Below are 18,142 nucleotides of genomic sequence, written 5' to 3' on the forward strand. Positions count from 1 at the left end.
TGGAAAAAATATGTTTAAATAGATATAATGACGCATTGATTCATATTGAATTTATACTTATATTTTAAAAGGGTATCGGAAATAATAGCGATTTTTTAAAACAGTTTTTACTTTTAATAGGAAGTTGTATTACAATATGTTAAAATTATTTCAATATATTTATTTAATATGAAATACAAAGAAGGAGCGTGAAAAAAGTGGATTTTCGATTTGAATTTACAACGAAGCTGAAAGAATACTTAGACGATGAGAAGGATGAAAAAATAATAAAAGATGGACACAGAGATGTAATTTTTCACTATTTATATGCGTTAGAGACTGAAATTGGCGTTGTTAAAAATCCTAATTTTACTTTTTTTGCATCAGGAAGACGTTCACATATAGTGTTAGAAAACGTTGAATTTAAAACAGAAGTAAATGTAAAAAGTAATATAATTGAAATTACAAAAATAGTGGATAATGTAGCTATTCCGTTAGATACTATCGTAGCGAAAGATCGGGAATTATTTGCACTTGGACGTAATGAGAAGTTTAGTGTACAAATATTAGAGCAGTATCTTTTTGATACATTTGGAGAAAAATTAGGTTTAAAATGAATGGAATAGCCTATGTATTTATGGGTAGTTAATTTTCATATATATCATTTACGTTTGACCTTTCATTTAATTTATACTACAATTCGTAGTGTGAAAGGAGTTGTACAATGTTTACTCAAAACTATAAGTTAAATGAGCACGGGTTAAATCATTTCTTTGGACCGCTTGAAGCGAAAATTATGGAGATTGTTTGGTCTAGCGATGGTATTACTATTAAAGAAGTGCAGCAGAAATTAAGTGAAGAATCACCTGTGAATTTTAACACTGTTATGACAGTTATGAACAGGTTAGTAGAGAAATTACACTTAGAAAAACAGACTGTGAAAAGAAGTGGTATATATCGTGCTGTACAAACAAAAGAAGAATTCTTATCCAATCAAACGAAGAAAATGACACAGGAATTGATGGGGGAATTTGGAGAGTTAGTTGTAAATCATATGTTAGATGAGTTAGAGCAGGCTGATCCGACTTTAATAAAAAAGTTAGAAGACAAATTGAGTCAGTTAAAAAGAGAGGATTAATGAAATGAAATGGCAAATGCGTAAAATCGTATTGTTAGCAGTAATTGTTAGTACCCTCTTTTTCAGTATGTTAGTGTATTACGTTACATATCCATTTCTGTTTCAAAATAAGATGTTCCTTCTTTCAAATTTTTGCTTGTTCCAGTTAGAAAAACATATGAAAGAATTATCGCTGATTCGTATTATAATCGCTGGATTATTATTACTTACTGTATTAATCGTGTGCAAAAGAATTTGGCGACAATTTTTCTATAGTAAAAAATTACAAAAAGTACTTATCCCTTTCGTCCGAAAAAGAAAACAAATATATATATTGCCGACTACGGAAGTTGCGGCATTTACAATTGGGCTATTTCGTCCGAAAGTTGTCATGTCAGAAGGGTTGCTTCAAACATTTTCAAATGAAGAAATTGATGCGATTATTTTCCATGAAGAATATCATCAAAAGAATTGGGATCCGCTAAAATTATTTTGTTTTACGCTATTAGCAGAAGGAATGATGTACATACCGATATTAAAAGGGTTGTTACAGCGATATCATACGTATCAGGAGCTAGCTGCTGATAAATATGCGATGCAAAAAATGGAATCTTCATTTGAGTTAGGTAGCGCGTTATTAAAATTAATTAAAATAAAGACAATGGAAAATCGATGTGTTACAGCTTCATTTGCAAAAACAGCAATAAATTTACGAATCGAGCAAGTGTTAAATGAAAAGGTTGTTAAGCTTACTATTCCGTTACATACGAATTCGGTATATGTAACAGTAGGTTTATTCTGTATGTCGGTTGTACTTATTGTCGGAGAGTGCATATAGCCTCTTTTTTTAAGAATAAACACTACTCATTGTAGTGTTTTAGGGGGAATAAAATGAATGCAGCAGATTTAACAATTTGGCTTGTGGCTGGGGCGGGAGTATTGTCATTTATATCACCGTGCTCTTTACCGCTATATCCATCTTATTTATCTTATATTACAGGTGTGTCTATTCAAGATTTAAAAGAAAATCGTGGGATTATGCAAAAATCAGCGATTATACATACAGTATTTTTTATGATCGGATTTTCGGTTATATTTTACGCGTTAGGTTTATCGGTAAGTTGGATTGGAATAACATTTTCATCTAACCAAAAATTGATTCAACAAATTGGTGGGATTTTTATTGTTTTAATGGGGCTATTTATGACGGGCTTGTTTCAGCCTAAGTGGCTTATGGCAGAGAAAAAGGTGCAGTATAGAAGTAAATCGACTGGATATATTCGCTCGATTTTAGTCGGTATGACATATGCAGCAGGTTGGACGCCATGTGTTGGACCGATATTTTCAGCTGTACTCATGCTTGGCGCGACGAATCCTGAAGGGGCGCTTCTTTATATTACAGCGTATACTCTTGGGTTTGCGGTTCCATTTTTCGTGATGGCATTCTTTATTGGGAAGGTAAAATGGATTGTTACATATGCCAATGTCATGATGAAAATTGGCGGTGGAATGATGATTGTAACAGGTATTTTATTGTATACAAATCAAATGACGAAAATTACAGCATTCTTTATTCGTCTATTCGGTGGATTTACAGGTTTTTAAAAATGAGGAGGAAGAAAAGTGAAGAAACTAATTGCTATTATACTAGTAGGTGCTCTCGCTTGGGCGGGGGTTAACTTTTATAATTCAAAGAAAGAAGAAAAGGAAAGAAAAGCAAAGCAAGCAGAGTTACAAGAGAAAGAAGTATTACCACAAGTAGGTTTTAAAGCACCTGGCATCACATTAAAAGGATTAGACGGAAAGTTGCAGTCGTTAAATGATGCCAAGGGAAAACCATATATTATTAATTTTTGGGCATCATGGTGTGGGCCGTGTGAAATGGAGGCACCTGACTTAGTTCATATGTATGATAAATATAAAAAGGATGTTGAAATTTTTGCGGTGAATGCAACTGTTAGTGACCCAGTACAAGAAGCAAGCGCATTTGCTAATCGCTATGGATTTGAGTTTCCGGTTCTACTAGATATGGACGGAGTAGCTGGACTAGATTATAAAGTATTCTCTTTACCGACGACATTTTTTGTTAATAAGGATGGAATTATAGTAGATCATGTACGAGGTGTATTGCCACCAGATCAATTAGAAAAGAAATTTAAGAAATTGATTGAGAGCTAAAAGGGGATTTCGTGATGATGGAGTGGATCGTGAGATTACAACCCGTATCTCTTATAATTGGAAGTCTATTTGGATTTATGTTGATGAAACGAAAGATGAGGCATCAAAATGTATCATATGAAAAAATGATGGATGCCGTAACAAATGCGTTTCTTATCATCGTATTTGTATGGAAGTTTGCACCAGCAATTTTAAATCCTGTATGGGCTTTTGGATCGCCAGTGCAAGCAATATTAGCTGTTGGAAGTATGCAACATATTGTAGTAGGATGCGTAATTGCTAGTGTATACATTGTTTGGAAAAGTAAAAAGGAAGAATTTTCGCTTCGTATTTTACTTGATGTACTGCCTTTTGGATTGTGTGTGAGCATTATCTTTTATTTTCTATTTCATCATGAAGTAGGTGCACAAACGACACTACCATGGGGAATGAAAATATATGAATCTAAACTATTATATCACCCTATTTTCGTATACGAGATCATCCTTGCTCTTTGTATAATGGGCTTGTTATGGATGAAAAATGAAAGGCTCGGAAATGGAAGGAATATAAGTATTTTTCTAATTGTTGAGGGGTTTGCTCATATTATTATTTCGCTTGTTAGTGAACAAAATTCGGTTCTGTTTGGTCTATCAGCACAGCAAATAATGAGCTTTTGTATTATTAGTTTAGGGATTTTGTTGGTGCCTAAAAAATAAAAAATAGCCATTAACGGATATTCCCCGTACATGGCTATTTTTTTATTACATATATTAAAAAATCGGCGGAGTAACAGAAAATAAGACTACCGCATTTTTCTCAAAATGATTCACCCATTTATGCTTTAAATAAGCAGGTATTTTTACACTGTCACCAGTTTCTAATACGTATTCTTCCTCATTTAAATATAATGTGATTTTCCCTTCTAAGACAAATGCTAATTCTTCTCCTTTATGTTCTAGCACATTTTCTGATGAAGCTGTATTAGGCGGGACGGTCATAATTGCTGTTGCTAAATTTCCAGTGAAATCAGGTGAAAGCATTTCATATGATAAATTATCGATAATCATTTTCTTTCGTTTATGGGAACGTACAATTAAATCGTCTGTATTTGTATCTTCAAGTAAAAAGCTAAATGTTGGCACATCAAGAGCTTTAGCAAGCACTTTTAATGTTTGAATAGAAGGGTTAGCGGACCCACGTTCAATTTGACTTAACATAGATGGTGTAATATTGGCCATCTTTGCTAGTTCTTTACTAGTTAAACCTTTTTCTTTTCTTTGTTTTTCAATTTTTTTACCAATATCTATATTTTCCATAATGAAAATCTCCTTAAGGATTATTAAATTATATTTAAATAAATTAAATTAAAATTAACTAAAGTGAACGATTTGTGTTAAACTATATTAAAATTAATTTAATTATAATTTATTATATGGTGAGCTACAAGGATATAAGGAGGAAACAAAATGAAAGAAATAGGGGCATTACAAGCAGAATACCCATTAGTGAATAAACTTATTGCAACAGAAGAAGTATTTTGGATAAACCCACACATAGAAAAGTATGAAAGGGCAATAAAAGATTCACCACTTAATGAAGAGAATGTAAAAGATGCGGAAGAGAGATTAAAGCGTTTTGCACCATATATTGCGAAAGTTTTTCCTGAAACGAAAGGGACGAACGGCATAATCGAATCACCTTTAGTGAAAATATCTTCTATGAAAGAAGCTTTAGAGACAAATTACAAGCAACCTATTTCAGGAGAATTATTATTAAAATGTGATAGTCATCTTCCAATATCAGGATCAATTAAAGCTAGGGGTGGCATTTATGAAGTGCTAAAATATGCTGAACAATTAGCTTTGCAGCATGGTATGTTAACAGAAGAAGATGATTATTCCATTTTAGATAGTGATACATGTAGAGAGTTTTTTGCCAAATATTCAATTGCGGTCGGTTCAACAGGAAATTTAGGGCTAAGCATTGGGATTATGAGTGCGAAACTAGGTTTTAACGTAACGGTTCATATGTCAGCAGATGCGAAACAATGGAAAAAAGATTTATTAAGAAGTAAAGGTGTAAACGTTATTGAATATGAAGATGATTATAGTAAAGCAGTAGAAGAAGGAAGAAGACAAGCGGATGCGGATCCTAGCTGTTATTTTGTAGACGATGAAAACTCACATGATTTATTTTTAGGATACGCAGTAGCTGCATCACGATTACAAAAGCAATTAGAAGAGTTAGAGGTTGTAGTAGATAAAGATCATCCTTTATTTGTTTACCTTCCGTGCGGAGTAGGAGGAGGACCGGGTGGAGTAGCATTCGGTTTAAAGTTATTGTATAAGGATAATGTTCATTGTTTCTTTGCAGAGCCTACGCACTCTCCATGTATGTTACTCGGCTTAATGACAGGCCTTCATGACAAAATTGCCGTTCAAGATATCGGAATTGATAATGTAACGGATGCGGATGGACTTGCGGTAGGAAGGCCATCTGGATTTGTCGGGAAAACGATGGAACCATTTTTGAGTGGGAATTACACAGTAAGCGATGAAGAGTTATATAGATTGTTAAAAGAACTAGCTGATACGGAGAATATTTATTTAGAGCCTTCTGCACTAGCAGGTATGATAGGGCCAGTGAAAGTATGTAAAGAAGATGAGTATTTACAAAAGCAACAGTTAACAGAGAAGGTGAAAAAAGGTACTCATATTGTGTGGGGAACGGGTGGAAGTATGGTTCCAAAAGATGTAATGAATGAATATTATAGGAAAGGTTTGGAATTAACGGTATAAGAAAAATGAGGCTAGTTGTAGCCTCATTTTTTCATGTACATAAAAATCTTTGTTATTTTCACAATAGTTCTTTATAGTATATATAAAGGATAACTAATATTGAATAAATATAACAAAAAGCTTTATTTTACATAATAAGAGGATGTGTATACGATGTCATTACAGACTAAATATATAGCGGGTATTTCGCTTGGGGTTATGGGTATAGGCTTTGCGGCTTCTATCCCTTTTCAAGGAACGATAGCTGGAGAGATTATACAAGGGGGATTTGAAGCTGGGTTAGTTGGCGGGCTTGCAGATTGGTTCGCAGTTACAGCATTATTCCGTCACCCGATGGGAATTCCAATTCCGCATACAGCTTTGTTACCTAAAAACCGTAAACGAGTAACGAAAGGGCTCATCAATACGTTAGAAAATGAGTGGCTAACGAAAGAAAGTATTACGAATAAAGTAAAAGAAATGCAGCTAGCACAAATGGTGCTACAAATTGCAGAGAGAGAAATACAGTCTGATGCTGTGAAAAAAGGCATTGTAACGATTGCTGAGAAGGCGATTGTTTCAATCGATACAGAAAAATTAGCGGTTATTATTGAAAAAGAATTAAAGACGTATTTACATACAATTAATACAAGTAACATCTTACAAGTGCTTGTTGATCAATTAGTTGTGCAAGAATATGATGAGAAGACACTTGATTACATTTTAGTAAAAGTGAAAGATTGGACAGCGCAAGATGAAGCACGCTACCAGCTTGGAAGTTTAGGTATGAAGGCGATGGAAAATATAAAAGTAGATGGATTCTTACAGTTTACATTGAAATCGTTTATGAATATTGTAGATGAAGATAAAATTGGCGGCATTTTGCAGAAGTTTATTATTAGCAATATTAACAGCTTACAAGATGCAGATAATAGCACGAGACAACTTATATTAGCGAAAATTCGTCAAGAAATTATAAATGTAAAAGAAAATGAAGCGTTACTACAAGAATTAGAAAATTGGAAAGAAAAATGGATTGCCAATTGGAATGCTACTGACAAAATAAAAGAGATGCTAGAGCAAGTACAGCAAAGAGCAGTTGCTTTTGTAAATAATGAAGAATTTGCTGATAAATATGTTATTCCATTTTTACAAAAACAAATGAATAAAATAAAAGAAGATGAACAGACAGTTCAAAAAATAGAAGATTGGTTACAAAAACAAGTTGTAAGTCTTGTTGAGAAGAACCATTCGAAAATTGGTAAGCTTGTACAAGAAAACCTTGATAAGTTAGATGATAAGACGTTAATCGAAATGATTGAAAATAACGTCGGTAAAGATTTACAGTGGATCCGAGTAAACGGGGCTGTTTGCGGATTTATGATTGGATTAGTGTTAGAAGGAATTAAAGCGATTATATGAGAAAAACCTTCCGCAATTGCGGAAGGTTTTTTATTTTTCGAGAACACTCATATTCAAATTATAAGCTTTCTCAATATTTAACTTGTACGTCCCATTTCCAGTTTTAATCGAATTTTTATACCAATGTTCTTGGTTGTTTAATTCTGGATGTTCTTCTGAAGAAGTATTTTCGTTTTTCGTTAAATCTTCTACTTGTTCCCAAGGTGTACTTCCATGTGTTTCTTTTTGATTCGTTACTGCTGTTAAAGATATATCACTTTCTTTTGCAAGATGGACAGACACTCTTGAGCTTTCCTGTACAAACCAATTATTTTGTAATTGACCTGGATAAAGAGATAGTTCGTTATTTGAAGCACGGATTTCCACATTTTTATTTTGCGGAAGAACAAGCGTTGGTTTCACCTGTGGTGCTGAATTAAATAACGTATGCTGAACAGGTAATGATTTTAAAGTGATATACATCGTTTCTCCAGCCGTTTGAACTGAAAGGAAATCATCTCGTTTTAAATTGAGTTTTTCATTTGCTTTCGTTGTCATTTCATAAGTTCCCAAAAGATGAATTTGATTTGTATTATTTCCCTCTATCGTTAGAGGTTGATGTCCTGCATCTACTACGATTTTTTTGATAGATTCAGGTATATCAAATTGTCCGTCTGGAATATTACTCGTTTGCCTCGTTGTGTTAATAGAGTGACGAACTTCTTCTAGTAATCCAGTTGATAATAAACAGTAAAAAGCAATTCCGACGCTTCCTAAAACGCCGATAAAGAAAATACTAAAAATATCATATTTAATAAATGATTGTTCCTTCTTAGAAAATAGAAGATATAGTAAAACTTCGGCTCCAAGTATGATAAGTAAAACTGGCCACCATGCAGTTAGTGTATCTAATACTTGAATTCCTTTTACGACTGAAAATAGTAAAAAGCATCCTAACGATATAATAGAAAGCCCCATTGAGAATGTTCCAACACGCCAAGTCCTCATTCGCTTGTCCCACCTTTGTTTTCTTTATTTCCAAGTAACAATTTAAAGCCGCCGCCAATTAAAAGGAGCGCAACGATAGATGTTTGGAAATAGCGATAATATAGTTCACTAAGATGAATATTAAATATAGTTGCAAAATAATCATTCAAAATAGGAAGGACTGTTTGATTTAATAAATAATAACCACCGAGTGTAATTAATCCGATACCGATCCATCTTTGATGATTTATAAAATAATCGATAATGGGTTCGTCTTGAACTCGTTCTTTTCCGTATTTTGCTGTTTGCTGTAACGCATCAAAAAAGCTATAGAACCAAATGATTGGTACTAAAAACAAAAATGCAGAAAGTCTTAATAAGTCGAGTAAATAAATAGATAGTAAGAAGGCTGCCATAAGCTGAAGACCACGGCGTTGTAAGCCTAAATACATATGACCTGCTCCAGGGAACATCGCTAAAATAGAAGCAAATGTTTTACTTTTCTTTCCCTGCTCTTGATGTTCTTCAAAATCTTCGAAAATAGTACGGTCAATTAATTGCTCGTCGCGTTCTTTTTTCTGTAGTTGCTGAACAACGTCAAAGAAATTATAAATCCATAAAACAGGTAACGTAATAAGGAAGATAAGGAAACTTCCTTGAGATGTTAATAAAGTCACAAATATAATCATGCTGCCTAAGCCAGCGCAAGCGACTAAAAACGTAAGACCGCGTTGCATAAGTCCTAATTGGAAATGGCCAAGTCCAGGGATGATAGATAGGAGAATGATATAAAATCGTTCGCTCTCTTTAGAGGAATTTATCAATTCTCCAGCTTCTTGTTTTTTCGTTTGTTTTATAATGGTGATAACTAAATCTAGTAAGTTAATTGCCCATAGAACGGCTAGTAAAAATAGAGAAAGAAAAGCAATATCACGTTCTCTTACTACTATTGTACAAAATACTGCAAAGGAGAATAGAAATAAAGATCCTCCGCTATATAAAATAAACCGTCCTAGCTTTTTTAAGTATAAATGTCCAAGCCCAGGAATTAGCCCTAATACAAGTGCTAAAAAGGGATTTTTATTCATGCTTTGAACCTCCGTTCTTTTTGGATGTGTCTACCGATTTGTTTACAATTTGTTGTGAAATAGAAGACTCGTTATGTTTTGAAGATTTCTCGAAATTTGATGTCGCTGTAAAAATATATTGGAATAAACCACTTACCATAAAAATAATTGTAGCCGCAGTCGCAATTATGTAGTGAATGATTGTGCGCTTTAGTGAGTTTGTTTTTATATTTTTATTAGACTGTAGTGTTTCAAAATTAATTTGCGTCATAACTTCGTTCGTAAATGAATCATCATTTATCATTGGAAGGTTTTCATGTTGTTCATCAATACTTTCCATATAAAGTGCTAAACAATCATCACATTCATAAAGATGTTCTTCCATAGATTCACGTTCATTGCTTTCTATAAAATCTAATGTATAATTGCGCCAATCTTCTTTTGAATAATGCATCATAGAAACTCTTCCTCCTTCCAATGTTTTTTAATCCATTTTCGTGCCCGATACAGTTTCATTTCGACTGTTTTTACTTCGATGTTTTCCTGTAAAGCAATTTCTTGATAACTTTTTTCTTCTAAGTAATGTGCGAGAACGACGTCACGGTAATTTTCGGGAAGTTCTCTCAGTTTTTGAGCAATGAGTAATTTTTGCTCTTTCGTCAATAGTAAAGCTTCAATGTTATGAGAGGATTTTATATTTTCCTCTGTTTCTTTACATAAGGAGAGTTCTTCGTTTTCTCTAGCTTTCTTTCTCTTATAATCAATAGCGTGATTGGTGGCAATACGTGCCATCCACGTTTTTAATCCGCGAAATTGATAATTTGGGAGAGAGGTGTGAATTTTTACGAATACTTCTTGTGTAACATCTTTCGCATCTTCTTCATGTCTTAAAATAGAAAAGATAACTTGAAAAATATAATGACGATATGTTTGTACAAGGATACGAAAAGCATGCTCGCTTCCTTGCTGTGCTTTTTCAATTAATTGTTTTTCCTCAATCGGTCTCTCCCTCCTTTTTGACGCATTCTATTATATAGACGTAAAGAATGATAAGTCACCCTACACATATTGTAAAAAAAGAATAATATATTTTTTGCAGGAGAGCTAGATGAAAAAAGGTGTGAAAAAATGGTAAAGAGAAGTATATAATGAGCAAGTAGGAAATGTTACGGGAAGAAAGGATGTGAATGTTAGTAGGGGAAGGGCCATACTAACAAACATGAAAATTAAAATATTAATAGCGGATGATAACTCTTTTATTAGAGAAGGCATGAAAATTATTTTAAATACATACGAAGAGTTCGAAGTGGTAGATACTGTAAATGATGGGGAAGAAGCTGTAGCATATTGTAAAAAGCATGAAGTTGATATTGCTCTTTTAGATGTTCGTATGCCAAATATGAACGGTGTAGAGGCGACGAAGTTCATTTGTGAAGAGACGAAAACAAAACCGCTTATTTTAACGACGTTTGATGATGATGAGTATATTTTGGATGCAGTAAAAAACGGAGCGAAAGGTTATTTATTAAAAAATAACGATCCGGAGCGTATTCGTGATGCGATAAAAGGAGTATATAACGGTCAAACTGTTATGCAAGATGTTGTCCTCGATAAAATTAAGTCTAATTTAATGGAAAGTAAAGAGGAAGAATGTAAAATTGATAAGAGCCTTTTCACAGAAAGGGAGCTTAGTATTATCGCATTAATTGCAAAAGGTTTCTCAAATAAAGAAATTTCGAAACAGCTTTTTATATCTGAGGGAACAATTGCAAATTATATTACGTCAGTTTTAGGGAAAACTGGACTTGAACATCGCACACAAATTGCGATTTATTGCTTAACAGGGAAAGTAGATTAATGATATGGAGTTTTGGTTAACTGTAAGTAAATTAATTGTCTTTTTATATATTGTGTTTAGTTATATTTACGCAAATGTAGCAAATTTACCATGGGTTATATTTACATTACTTATTTACCTCTCTGTAAACGTAATGATTTCTATATTTAAAAAAGATATGTATAAAAAAATATTAATCTGTATGTCCATTGGCATAGTTATGTTATTTACATGGAGGGTTCATCCATTTTTTATTTTGTTTTTACCTTTGAACTTATACGAAATTACATTCCATTACATAGAAAAGAATTGGCCACGCTTTGTCGTTATGATGCTCCCAATTACGATTGCAGATGAAAGTATTCGAATGACTTATGGATTAATTGTTGCATTTTCTTTTCTCATTTTAACTATGGCAGATCGATATATATCGCGTGTAGTAAAGCTTGAATCACAAAATGATAAGATGCGAAAAGATATGCAACGACTTACGAAAAGCTTACATGAAAATAAAGAGTACATAAGACAATCTGAATACACATTTAAGCTAGAAGAGAGAAATCGGTTATCGCAAGAAATTCATGATAAAATTGGTCACTCGATGACGGGTGCACTTATTCAAATGGAAGCAGCAAAAAGATTAATGGAAATAGATAAAGAAAAATCTGCGGAGTTATTACAAAATGCAATTCACATTTCAAAAGATGGAATTGAAAGTATTCGCATTACATTAAAAAATATGAAGCCACCAACTGAGCAAATTGGTATTCATCGTATGAAATTATTCATAGAGGAATTTGCCGGTAAGAATGATGTGAATATTCCTTTTGTATACAAAGGGAACTTAGATATGATTTCTCCCATTCAGTGGAAAATTATCGGTGAGAATGTTACAGAAGCACTAACAAATGCAATGAAATATGCTGATGCGACAGTTATTTCTATAGATATTCATGTGCTTAACAAGATGGTTAAGGTGCAAGTGAAGGATAACGGGAAAGGCGCAGCTTTTGTTAAGAAAGGTCTCGGTATTATGGGGATGGAGGAGCGAACAGCATCAGTAAACGGAAAAATTATTGTAGATGGAACAAGTGGTTTTTCAGTGACAATGTTGTTTCCGATATAAGAGAATGGGATGAAGATGAACCATCTCATATGAAAAAAGTGAATATTCTCATGTGAAAAGAATGAATTTCTGCACTGAGCAGGTTCATTCTTTTTGTTTATAATAACAGCAGAGAAACCGAAATAGGGGTGAAATGATGAATACATTAGAAATTAAAAATTTAACGAAAAAATTTGGTGATTTCATCGCAGTTGATAATATGTCTTTATCTATTAAAGAAGGAGAAATATTTGGCTTTTTAGGATCAAATGGTGCTGGTAAGAGTACAACGATAAATATGATTGCTGGTTTGTTAAGAAGTAATGAAGGTGAAATTAGCATATTAGGAAAAAATATAAAGAAACATAATCGATTTGCGAAAATGAATATCGGTATTGTTCCGCAAGATATTGCGATTTATGAAGAGCTAACTGCCTATGAAAATGTGAAATTCTTTGCTGGGTTGTACGGATTACGAGGAGCCGAATTAAAAGCTAGGGTAGAGGAAGCACTTCAATTTGTAGGACTTAGTGATAAACAGAAAAGTTATCCGAAAAACTTTTCTGGCGGGATGAAAAGAAGATTGAATATTGCTTGTGCAATTGCACATAGACCGAAGTTAATTATTATGGATGAACCGACAGTTGGAATTGATCCACAGTCAAGAAACTATATTCTTCAGTCTGTCCGGAAGTTAAATGAAATGGGAAGCACTATTATTTATACGAGTCACTACATGGAAGAGGTAGAAGAGATTTGTACGAAAATAGCGATAGTAGATCACGGTAAAGTGATTGCAGAAGGTACGAAAGAACAACTAAAATCGATTATTACTGACACGAAAGATATTTGGATTGAAGTGAAATCGGTAGAGAATTTAGATGTAGAAAAATTAAAAGAGATAAACGGTGTGAAAGCAGTTCAAATTGAAGAAAACGTAATTAAAGTGAATTCTGATGCGGGATTAAATAATTTAAATAAAATCATTCAACACTGTATCAATCATGATATTGAAATTCGTTCATTAGAGGAGCAGGCTCCCAACTTAGAAACAGTATTCCTTACATTGACAGGAAGAAACTTACGAGATAAATAAAAAGTAAATGAAGAAAAGGTAAAGGGAGGTTCATCAATTGAACATCTTCAATATTGCAATTATGCATATTAAAAGAGATTTCAGAGACGTAAGAACTTTAGTTTTTATGTTAGCATTTCCGATTGTGCTTATGCTTGTGTTAGGAACAGCGTTAACCAACGCATTTAATAGTGATAGTCATTCGATTAAAGATATACAAGTGCTATATAAAGATGAAGCGAGTAGCACGTTTTCTCAATCATTTGAAGCATTTACGAAAGAAGTGGATAAATCAGGTATTCATTTTAAAAAAGCTTCCGGCAGTATAGATGGGAAAGAAGAAGTGAAGCAAAATAAATCTGCCGCTTATGTAGAGTTAAATAAAGATGGTGCAAAATTTTATGGGAGTGACAAAAGTAGTATTGAGGGAAGTATTGTGGAAGGAATGCTTACAACATTTGTTGATAAGTACAATGTAGCGGTCGAAGTTGCAAAAGTAGATCCTACTAAGGTTAGTACGGTTATTTCAAACGGAAATCATAATGATTATATAAAAGAAACATCTTTACAAGCTGCGAAAAAACCAGGTTCTATGGATTACTATGCGGTTGTAATGACAACGATGATTGCACTATATGCTGCGATGGGAGCGAGTTCTTTAATTCGAGGAGAACGAATACGTAAAACAGGAGATCGTCTCATTGCTGCACCTATAAGTAAAGCTGAAATATTCATTGGAAAAGTACTTGGTAGCCTAGTAGCAAATGCCCTGTGCATATTACTCGTCATGTTATTTAGTAAATTTGTTTTTCAAGCGAATTGGGGCGACCATCTTGGAATCATATTTCTTATTTTATTAACACAAGTCTTTCTAGCAATTAGCTTCGGTTTAGGAATCGGATATATCACGAAAACAGCTGAAGCGTCTAGGGCAATTATTATGGTTGTTGTGCAATTAGCTTCTATTTTTGGAGGTGCATATTTCGTAGTAGAAGAAAATTTCGTTACGAATTTATCGCCATTAACTTGGGCAAATACAGCTGTTATGAAAATTATTTATGCAAATGATGTAGGGGCAGCACTACCAGTCATTTCTTTAAACATTGGAATTTCAGCACTCTTTTTATTAATTGCAATTATTGCATTACGTAGACGGGAGGGGCTATAGCATGAAGGATATTTTATGGCTCATACAAAAAACGTTATCTGTGCTTTTGAAAAATAAAAAAAGTTTACTCATTATAATTAGCTTGCCGATAATAGGGACGCTCATTTCCTTTTCGATATACGGAAATGCAGGGCAAGGAACGTTAAATATCGGGATTGTAAATAAAGAAAATGAGCCAATAGCAAATGATACGATAAAGTTTTTAGAAGGATTAAATCATGTGAATGTGAGTAAGGTTAAGGAGTCTGAAGTAGAAGATAAACTCACTTCCAAAAAACTTGATGGAGTTATTACATTAGATTCTGGTTTTTCAAAAAGTGTTCGAGAAGGGAAACCAGAGCATATTGAAATTTCATCGATTAAAGGTGATCAAGTAACAGGATTTATAAAATCATATTTATATAATTATATTGATAATATAGCAGCTATTAGTAAAGTAGCAGGAACAGATCAAAGTACATTCGACAATATGTACGCAGGGTATCAAAAAAGTTCATTTAAAATGAAAACTGAGACGCTAGAAGATACTTCGAAAAATAAAGATATGACAAATCAAACGATGGGTTACCTTATTATGTTTATGCTGTTTTCAGCAGCGAACTTATCAGGTCATATTTTAAAAGAAAAAGAGAATAGAACGTACTTTAGACTATTATCAACGCCGATAGATGGGAAGAAGTTCATATTATCTAATGTCGGGGTAAATATGATAATACTAATAGTACAAATTTTGATTACAATCCTATTCCTAACGAATGTTTTTCATACGAATATCAATATGCCTTTCATAGTGATGATGAGCGTACTAATGCTATTTGCATTAATCGCAATTGGAATATCATTAGTCCTTGTAGCTTTTTCGAAAAACTCAGCATCGGCAAATGCGATGCAAAACATGGTCATTGTACCAACATGCTTACTAGCGGGTTGTTATTTCCCATATGACATTATGCCAAGTGCAGTACAAAAAGTAGCTAATTTTCTTCCGCAGCGCTGGTTGTTAGACACAGTATCGAAACTACAACAAGGAATACCATTCTCGGAGTTGTATTTAAACATTTTAATTTTATTCGCTTTCGCAATTGCATTCTTCTTAATTGCTATTTATAAGTTTGGAAGAAATAATGATGCGAGGAATTTTGTTTAATGTGAAAAGGTGTGGCTTAATGCCATACCTTTTTTTGAAATTTAGAGTATCTTTTGTAGTATAGGAATGCTTTTGTAGAGCACTTCGTTATGTGAAGCATGCAAAACATATTTATTTCCCTCTAGAAGAAAAACGCTATGTAGAACAGCGTTACCGTCACCATGTTTTGTAAGTAAATCACCGACGACTTTGCCGTCTGTCCATTTCAGTTTGGAATGTGAAGGGACGACTTGTAAATATTGAATTGTTTCCTCTCCATCTCCGGCAATGAGTGTCGTTTCAATATTTCTTTTTTGTATAATAAATCTATTTTCATTTAATGTATCGAGGAAAGGGTTTTTCGTTTTCATCTTACTATAAGGAAGAAATGTAATAGAAGAGCCGGATCTTATAAATAAATAATTTCCGTAATCTTTACAAGGAATAACATCTTGTAATCCTGGAAAGTAAATGTGTATCGCCTCAACTTTATTCATTTTATGTAAGATGCTTAAGCAACAAATATATTGTTCCATATAAAAATGAACGATATTTATTTTAGAAGAGGCATGGATAGGGAGAGTACCTCCAGTCCAATAACTATAATTTAGTGAAGATCCAGCGTTTGGTGTGCAGAGTATTATAAGCTGATTCACATCATTTTTATATGTTGCACTTTGAACGTAAGAACGTCCAAGAAGGCCGCCCATACTATGACAAATTAGATTTAGTTTATCGCAACCTGTAATCTTTTTAGCATAAGCAATCGTTTGTAATAAATATTTTTGTGTAGAAAAAACAATACGCTGCCGCCAGTCATAAAAACAGATGAACAAATCTTTATTTCGTTCGTACCCCATACTTTCTAGCATCATGATGAATGGTTCGTAAACAAATGCAGAAAGTCCAAAACTCCAATTACCAGTGCCGGGAATAATAATATTGCTCATTGAACCGAAAAGACCTGGGATAAAAACAATAGGAGTTTTTCCTTTTCTCATATTCGTATCTCCTTTAACTGTTTAGTATTAATAAAAATAAGAAATACATTTCGTATGAAAACATATTTAAATGAAACACTACGAAATAGTAAGGAATATGATTGGAAGGAAACCAAAATGATTAAAAAAATATTAAGAGTTACTTCTATTATTATTGCTATTTTCGTTTTTATTTTAATTTGGATGCATATCGATGTTACCTTAGGTAGGAAAATGGAAGCTGGGAAAAACATGCCGACAGAGTATGCGCCTCATTATAGTGACTTTCAATTATATGTAGAAGGGAAGTCTTTTTATAAACAATTATTTACTGATATAAGAGAAGCGAAAAGCTCCATCTACACTTATTTCTTCATTTTGTCGGATGATAAAAGTAGTCATACTTTTTTAAACTTATTAAAAGAGAAGGCAAAAGAAGGAGTAAACGTCTATTTATCAGTTGATCGCATTAATGATTTATCATTTGAAAGAAAGGTGATAAATGAATTGCGGAAAAGTGGTGTACATTTTACATATAGTAGAAAACCTACATTGCCATTCGGATTTTATTCACTTCACCATCGTAATCATCGCCGTATTACGACGATTGATGGGGAGATTGGCTATACAGGCGGATTTAATATAGGAGATGAGTACTTAGGGAAAGATAAGCGATTTGGATATTGGCGTGATTATCATGTGCGACTTAAAGGAGAAGGAGCAAAAGATTTAGAACAGCAATTCGCTTTAGACTGGAAACGAGATACGGAAGAAGAGATAAAGAGAAGTACGAATAAAGCTAGTAAAGGGAATACATTACATACTATGACTAGTTACAATGGGCATTACGTTGCTGAAAAATATATAGAGCTCATAAAACAAGCTCAGCACTCCATTGTAATTGCAACACCGTATTTTATAGCGAAAAATAAAGAATCTATGAATGCTTTAATCGCGGCGCAAAAGCGTGGTGTTACAGTAAAAATACTTTGGTCATATAAACCGGATCTACCTCTTATAAAAGAAGCGGCGTATCCATACATACGTCAAGCTGTTAATAATGGAATTACTGTATATGGTTATAAAAAAGGAATGTTCCATGGTAAATTAATGCTTATTGATAATGAATTAACCGTTATTGGTACAACAAACTTTACTTCGCGTAGCTTCAATATAAATGATGAAATGAATTTTTATATTTATGGTGGTCCTATTGTAGGACAAGTTAATAAGGCGTTAACAGAGGATTTTCATGATTCGAAAGAAATGACGAAAGAGTTTTTTGAAAAGTTATCTTTTTGGGAGCGTTGTAAGGAGAAAGTGGCGGGATTGGTTGACTTCTATTTGTGATGATGAATTAGGA

The 18,142-nt window shown here is 33.3% G+C and carries 20 protein-coding genes; 14 read left to right on the forward strand and 6 right to left on the reverse strand.

The annotated features are described in order from the left end of the window. Positions 1–197: 197 nt before the first annotated feature. The 6 genes from ACTFP3_RS05090 (at position 198) to ACTFP3_RS05115 (ending at position 3,972) form a co-directional block, all read left to right on the forward strand. A complete protein-coding gene (locus ACTFP3_RS05090) occupies positions 198–596 on the forward strand; it encodes a DUF3942 family protein (protein WP_000347525.1) in 399 nt (132 codons plus the stop codon). A 107-nt stretch (positions 597–703) separates the two neighbouring features. Further along, positions 704–1,117, forward strand: coding sequence for a BlaI/MecI/CopY family transcriptional regulator (locus ACTFP3_RS05095; RefSeq protein ID WP_326036104.1), 414 nt, complete (start codon positions 704–706; stop codon positions 1,115–1,117). Between the two features lie 4 nt (positions 1,118–1,121). After that, complete coding sequence (locus tag ACTFP3_RS05100; RefSeq protein ID WP_000871958.1) at positions 1,122–1,934, forward strand: M56 family metallopeptidase; 813 nt, start codon at positions 1,122–1,124, stop codon at positions 1,932–1,934. Between the two features lie 53 nt (positions 1,935–1,987). After that, positions 1,988–2,701 carry a cytochrome c-type biogenesis protein CcdA gene (ccdA, locus tag ACTFP3_RS05105; protein ID WP_000990443.1) on the forward strand — a complete coding sequence of 238 codons (714 nt, stop codon included), beginning with the start codon at positions 1,988–1,990 and terminating at the stop codon, positions 2,699–2,701. Positions 2,702–2,719: 18 nt separating this feature from the next. Further along, positions 2,720–3,274, forward strand: coding sequence for a TlpA family protein disulfide reductase (locus ACTFP3_RS05110; protein WP_000733174.1), 555 nt, complete (start codon positions 2,720–2,722; stop codon positions 3,272–3,274). 17 nt (positions 3,275–3,291) lie between these two features. After that, entirely contained in the window at positions 3,292–3,972 is a 681-nt protein-coding gene (locus tag ACTFP3_RS05115) for a prolipoprotein diacylglyceryl transferase family protein (RefSeq protein ID WP_025689552.1), read from the forward strand. A 54-nt stretch (positions 3,973–4,026) separates the two neighbouring features. Here the strand turns inward: ACTFP3_RS05115 and ACTFP3_RS05120 are convergent, their stop codons facing one another. Next, complete coding sequence (locus tag ACTFP3_RS05120; RefSeq protein ID WP_000427653.1) at positions 4,027–4,572, reverse strand: helix-turn-helix domain-containing protein; 546 nt, start codon at positions 4,570–4,572, stop codon at positions 4,027–4,029. Positions 4,573–4,722: 150 nt separating this feature from the next. Here ACTFP3_RS05120 and ACTFP3_RS05125 point away from each other — a divergent pair, with 150 nt between their 5' ends. Together ACTFP3_RS05125 and ACTFP3_RS05130 are read left to right on the forward strand one after the other, a co-directional pair. Then, entirely contained in the window at positions 4,723–6,054 is a 1,332-nt protein-coding gene (locus ACTFP3_RS05125) for a D-serine ammonia-lyase (RefSeq protein WP_440009495.1), read from the forward strand. A gap of 153 nt (positions 6,055–6,207) precedes the next feature. Next, positions 6,208–7,455 carry a DUF445 domain-containing protein gene (locus ACTFP3_RS05130; protein ID WP_000058284.1) on the forward strand — a complete coding sequence of 416 codons (1,248 nt, stop codon included), beginning with the start codon at positions 6,208–6,210 and terminating at the stop codon, positions 7,453–7,455. 30 nt (positions 7,456–7,485) lie between these two features. Here ACTFP3_RS05130 and exsE read toward each other — a convergent pair whose 3' ends face one another. The 4 genes from exsE to ACTFP3_RS05150 are packed head-to-tail and all read right to left on the reverse strand — an operon-like array spanning position 7,486 to position 10,487. Beyond that, positions 7,486–8,442, reverse strand: coding sequence for an exosporium protein ExsE (gene exsE / locus ACTFP3_RS05135; protein WP_001261426.1), 957 nt, complete (start codon positions 8,440–8,442; stop codon positions 7,486–7,488). After that, positions 8,439–9,509 (reverse strand): hypothetical protein, encoded by a 1,071-nt coding sequence (locus ACTFP3_RS05140; RefSeq protein WP_001039112.1) that lies wholly within the window; start codon positions 9,507–9,509, stop codon positions 8,439–8,441. Before ACTFP3_RS05140 ends, exsE begins: the two co-directional genes overlap by 4 nt. After that, positions 9,502–9,945 (reverse strand): hypothetical protein, encoded by a 444-nt coding sequence (locus ACTFP3_RS05145; protein WP_000972345.1) that lies wholly within the window; start codon positions 9,943–9,945, stop codon positions 9,502–9,504. The genes ACTFP3_RS05140 and ACTFP3_RS05145 overlap by 8 nt, the downstream gene beginning before the upstream one ends. After that, positions 9,942–10,487, reverse strand: coding sequence for an RNA polymerase sigma factor (locus ACTFP3_RS05150; RefSeq protein ID WP_306292138.1), 546 nt, complete (start codon positions 10,485–10,487; stop codon positions 9,942–9,944). The genes ACTFP3_RS05145 and ACTFP3_RS05150 overlap by 4 nt, the downstream gene beginning before the upstream one ends. A gap of 220 nt (positions 10,488–10,707) precedes the next feature. Between ACTFP3_RS05150 and ACTFP3_RS05155 the strand changes: the two genes are divergently transcribed. The 5 genes from ACTFP3_RS05155 to ACTFP3_RS05175 all read left to right on the forward strand — a co-directional run bounded on the left by ACTFP3_RS05155 (position 10,708) and on the right by ACTFP3_RS05175 (position 15,820). After that, positions 10,708–11,346, forward strand: coding sequence for a response regulator (locus ACTFP3_RS05155; RefSeq protein ID WP_440009499.1), 639 nt, complete (start codon positions 10,708–10,710; stop codon positions 11,344–11,346). A gap of 4 nt (positions 11,347–11,350) precedes the next feature. Beyond that, positions 11,351–12,451, forward strand: coding sequence for a sensor histidine kinase (locus tag ACTFP3_RS05160; RefSeq protein ID WP_440009502.1), 1,101 nt, complete (start codon positions 11,351–11,353; stop codon positions 12,449–12,451). A 136-nt stretch (positions 12,452–12,587) separates the two neighbouring features. Next, on the forward strand, positions 12,588–13,526 hold the full coding sequence (locus ACTFP3_RS05165; protein ID WP_001093823.1) for an ABC transporter ATP-binding protein: 939 nt from the start codon (positions 12,588–12,590) through the stop codon (positions 13,524–13,526). Positions 13,527–13,563: 37 nt separating this feature from the next. Next, positions 13,564–14,673, forward strand: a complete 1,110-nt coding sequence (locus tag ACTFP3_RS05170; protein ID WP_326036101.1) for an ABC transporter permease — start codon at positions 13,564–13,566, stop codon at positions 14,671–14,673. A 1-nt stretch (position 14,674) separates the two neighbouring features. Continuing rightward, positions 14,675–15,820 (forward strand): ABC transporter permease, encoded by a 1,146-nt coding sequence (locus ACTFP3_RS05175; protein WP_440009506.1) that lies wholly within the window; start codon positions 14,675–14,677, stop codon positions 15,818–15,820. Between the two features lie 41 nt (positions 15,821–15,861). Here the strand turns inward: ACTFP3_RS05175 and ACTFP3_RS05180 are convergent, their stop codons facing one another. Beyond that, positions 15,862–16,800, reverse strand: coding sequence for an esterase/lipase family protein (locus ACTFP3_RS05180; RefSeq protein WP_440009509.1), 939 nt, complete (start codon positions 16,798–16,800; stop codon positions 15,862–15,864). Positions 16,801–16,917: 117 nt separating this feature from the next. Between ACTFP3_RS05180 and cls the strand changes: the two genes are divergently transcribed. Beyond that, positions 16,918–18,129: a cardiolipin synthase gene (gene cls / locus ACTFP3_RS05185; protein WP_440009512.1), complete on the forward strand. Its 1,212-nt coding sequence runs from the start codon at positions 16,918–16,920 to the stop codon at positions 18,127–18,129. Positions 18,130–18,142 lie beyond the last annotated feature (13 nt).

This window comes from Bacillus cereus group sp. MYBK5-2, from assembly GCF_051915685.1.
Lineage (GTDB): Bacteria > Bacillota > Bacilli > Bacillales > Bacillaceae_G > Bacillus_A > Bacillus_A cereus.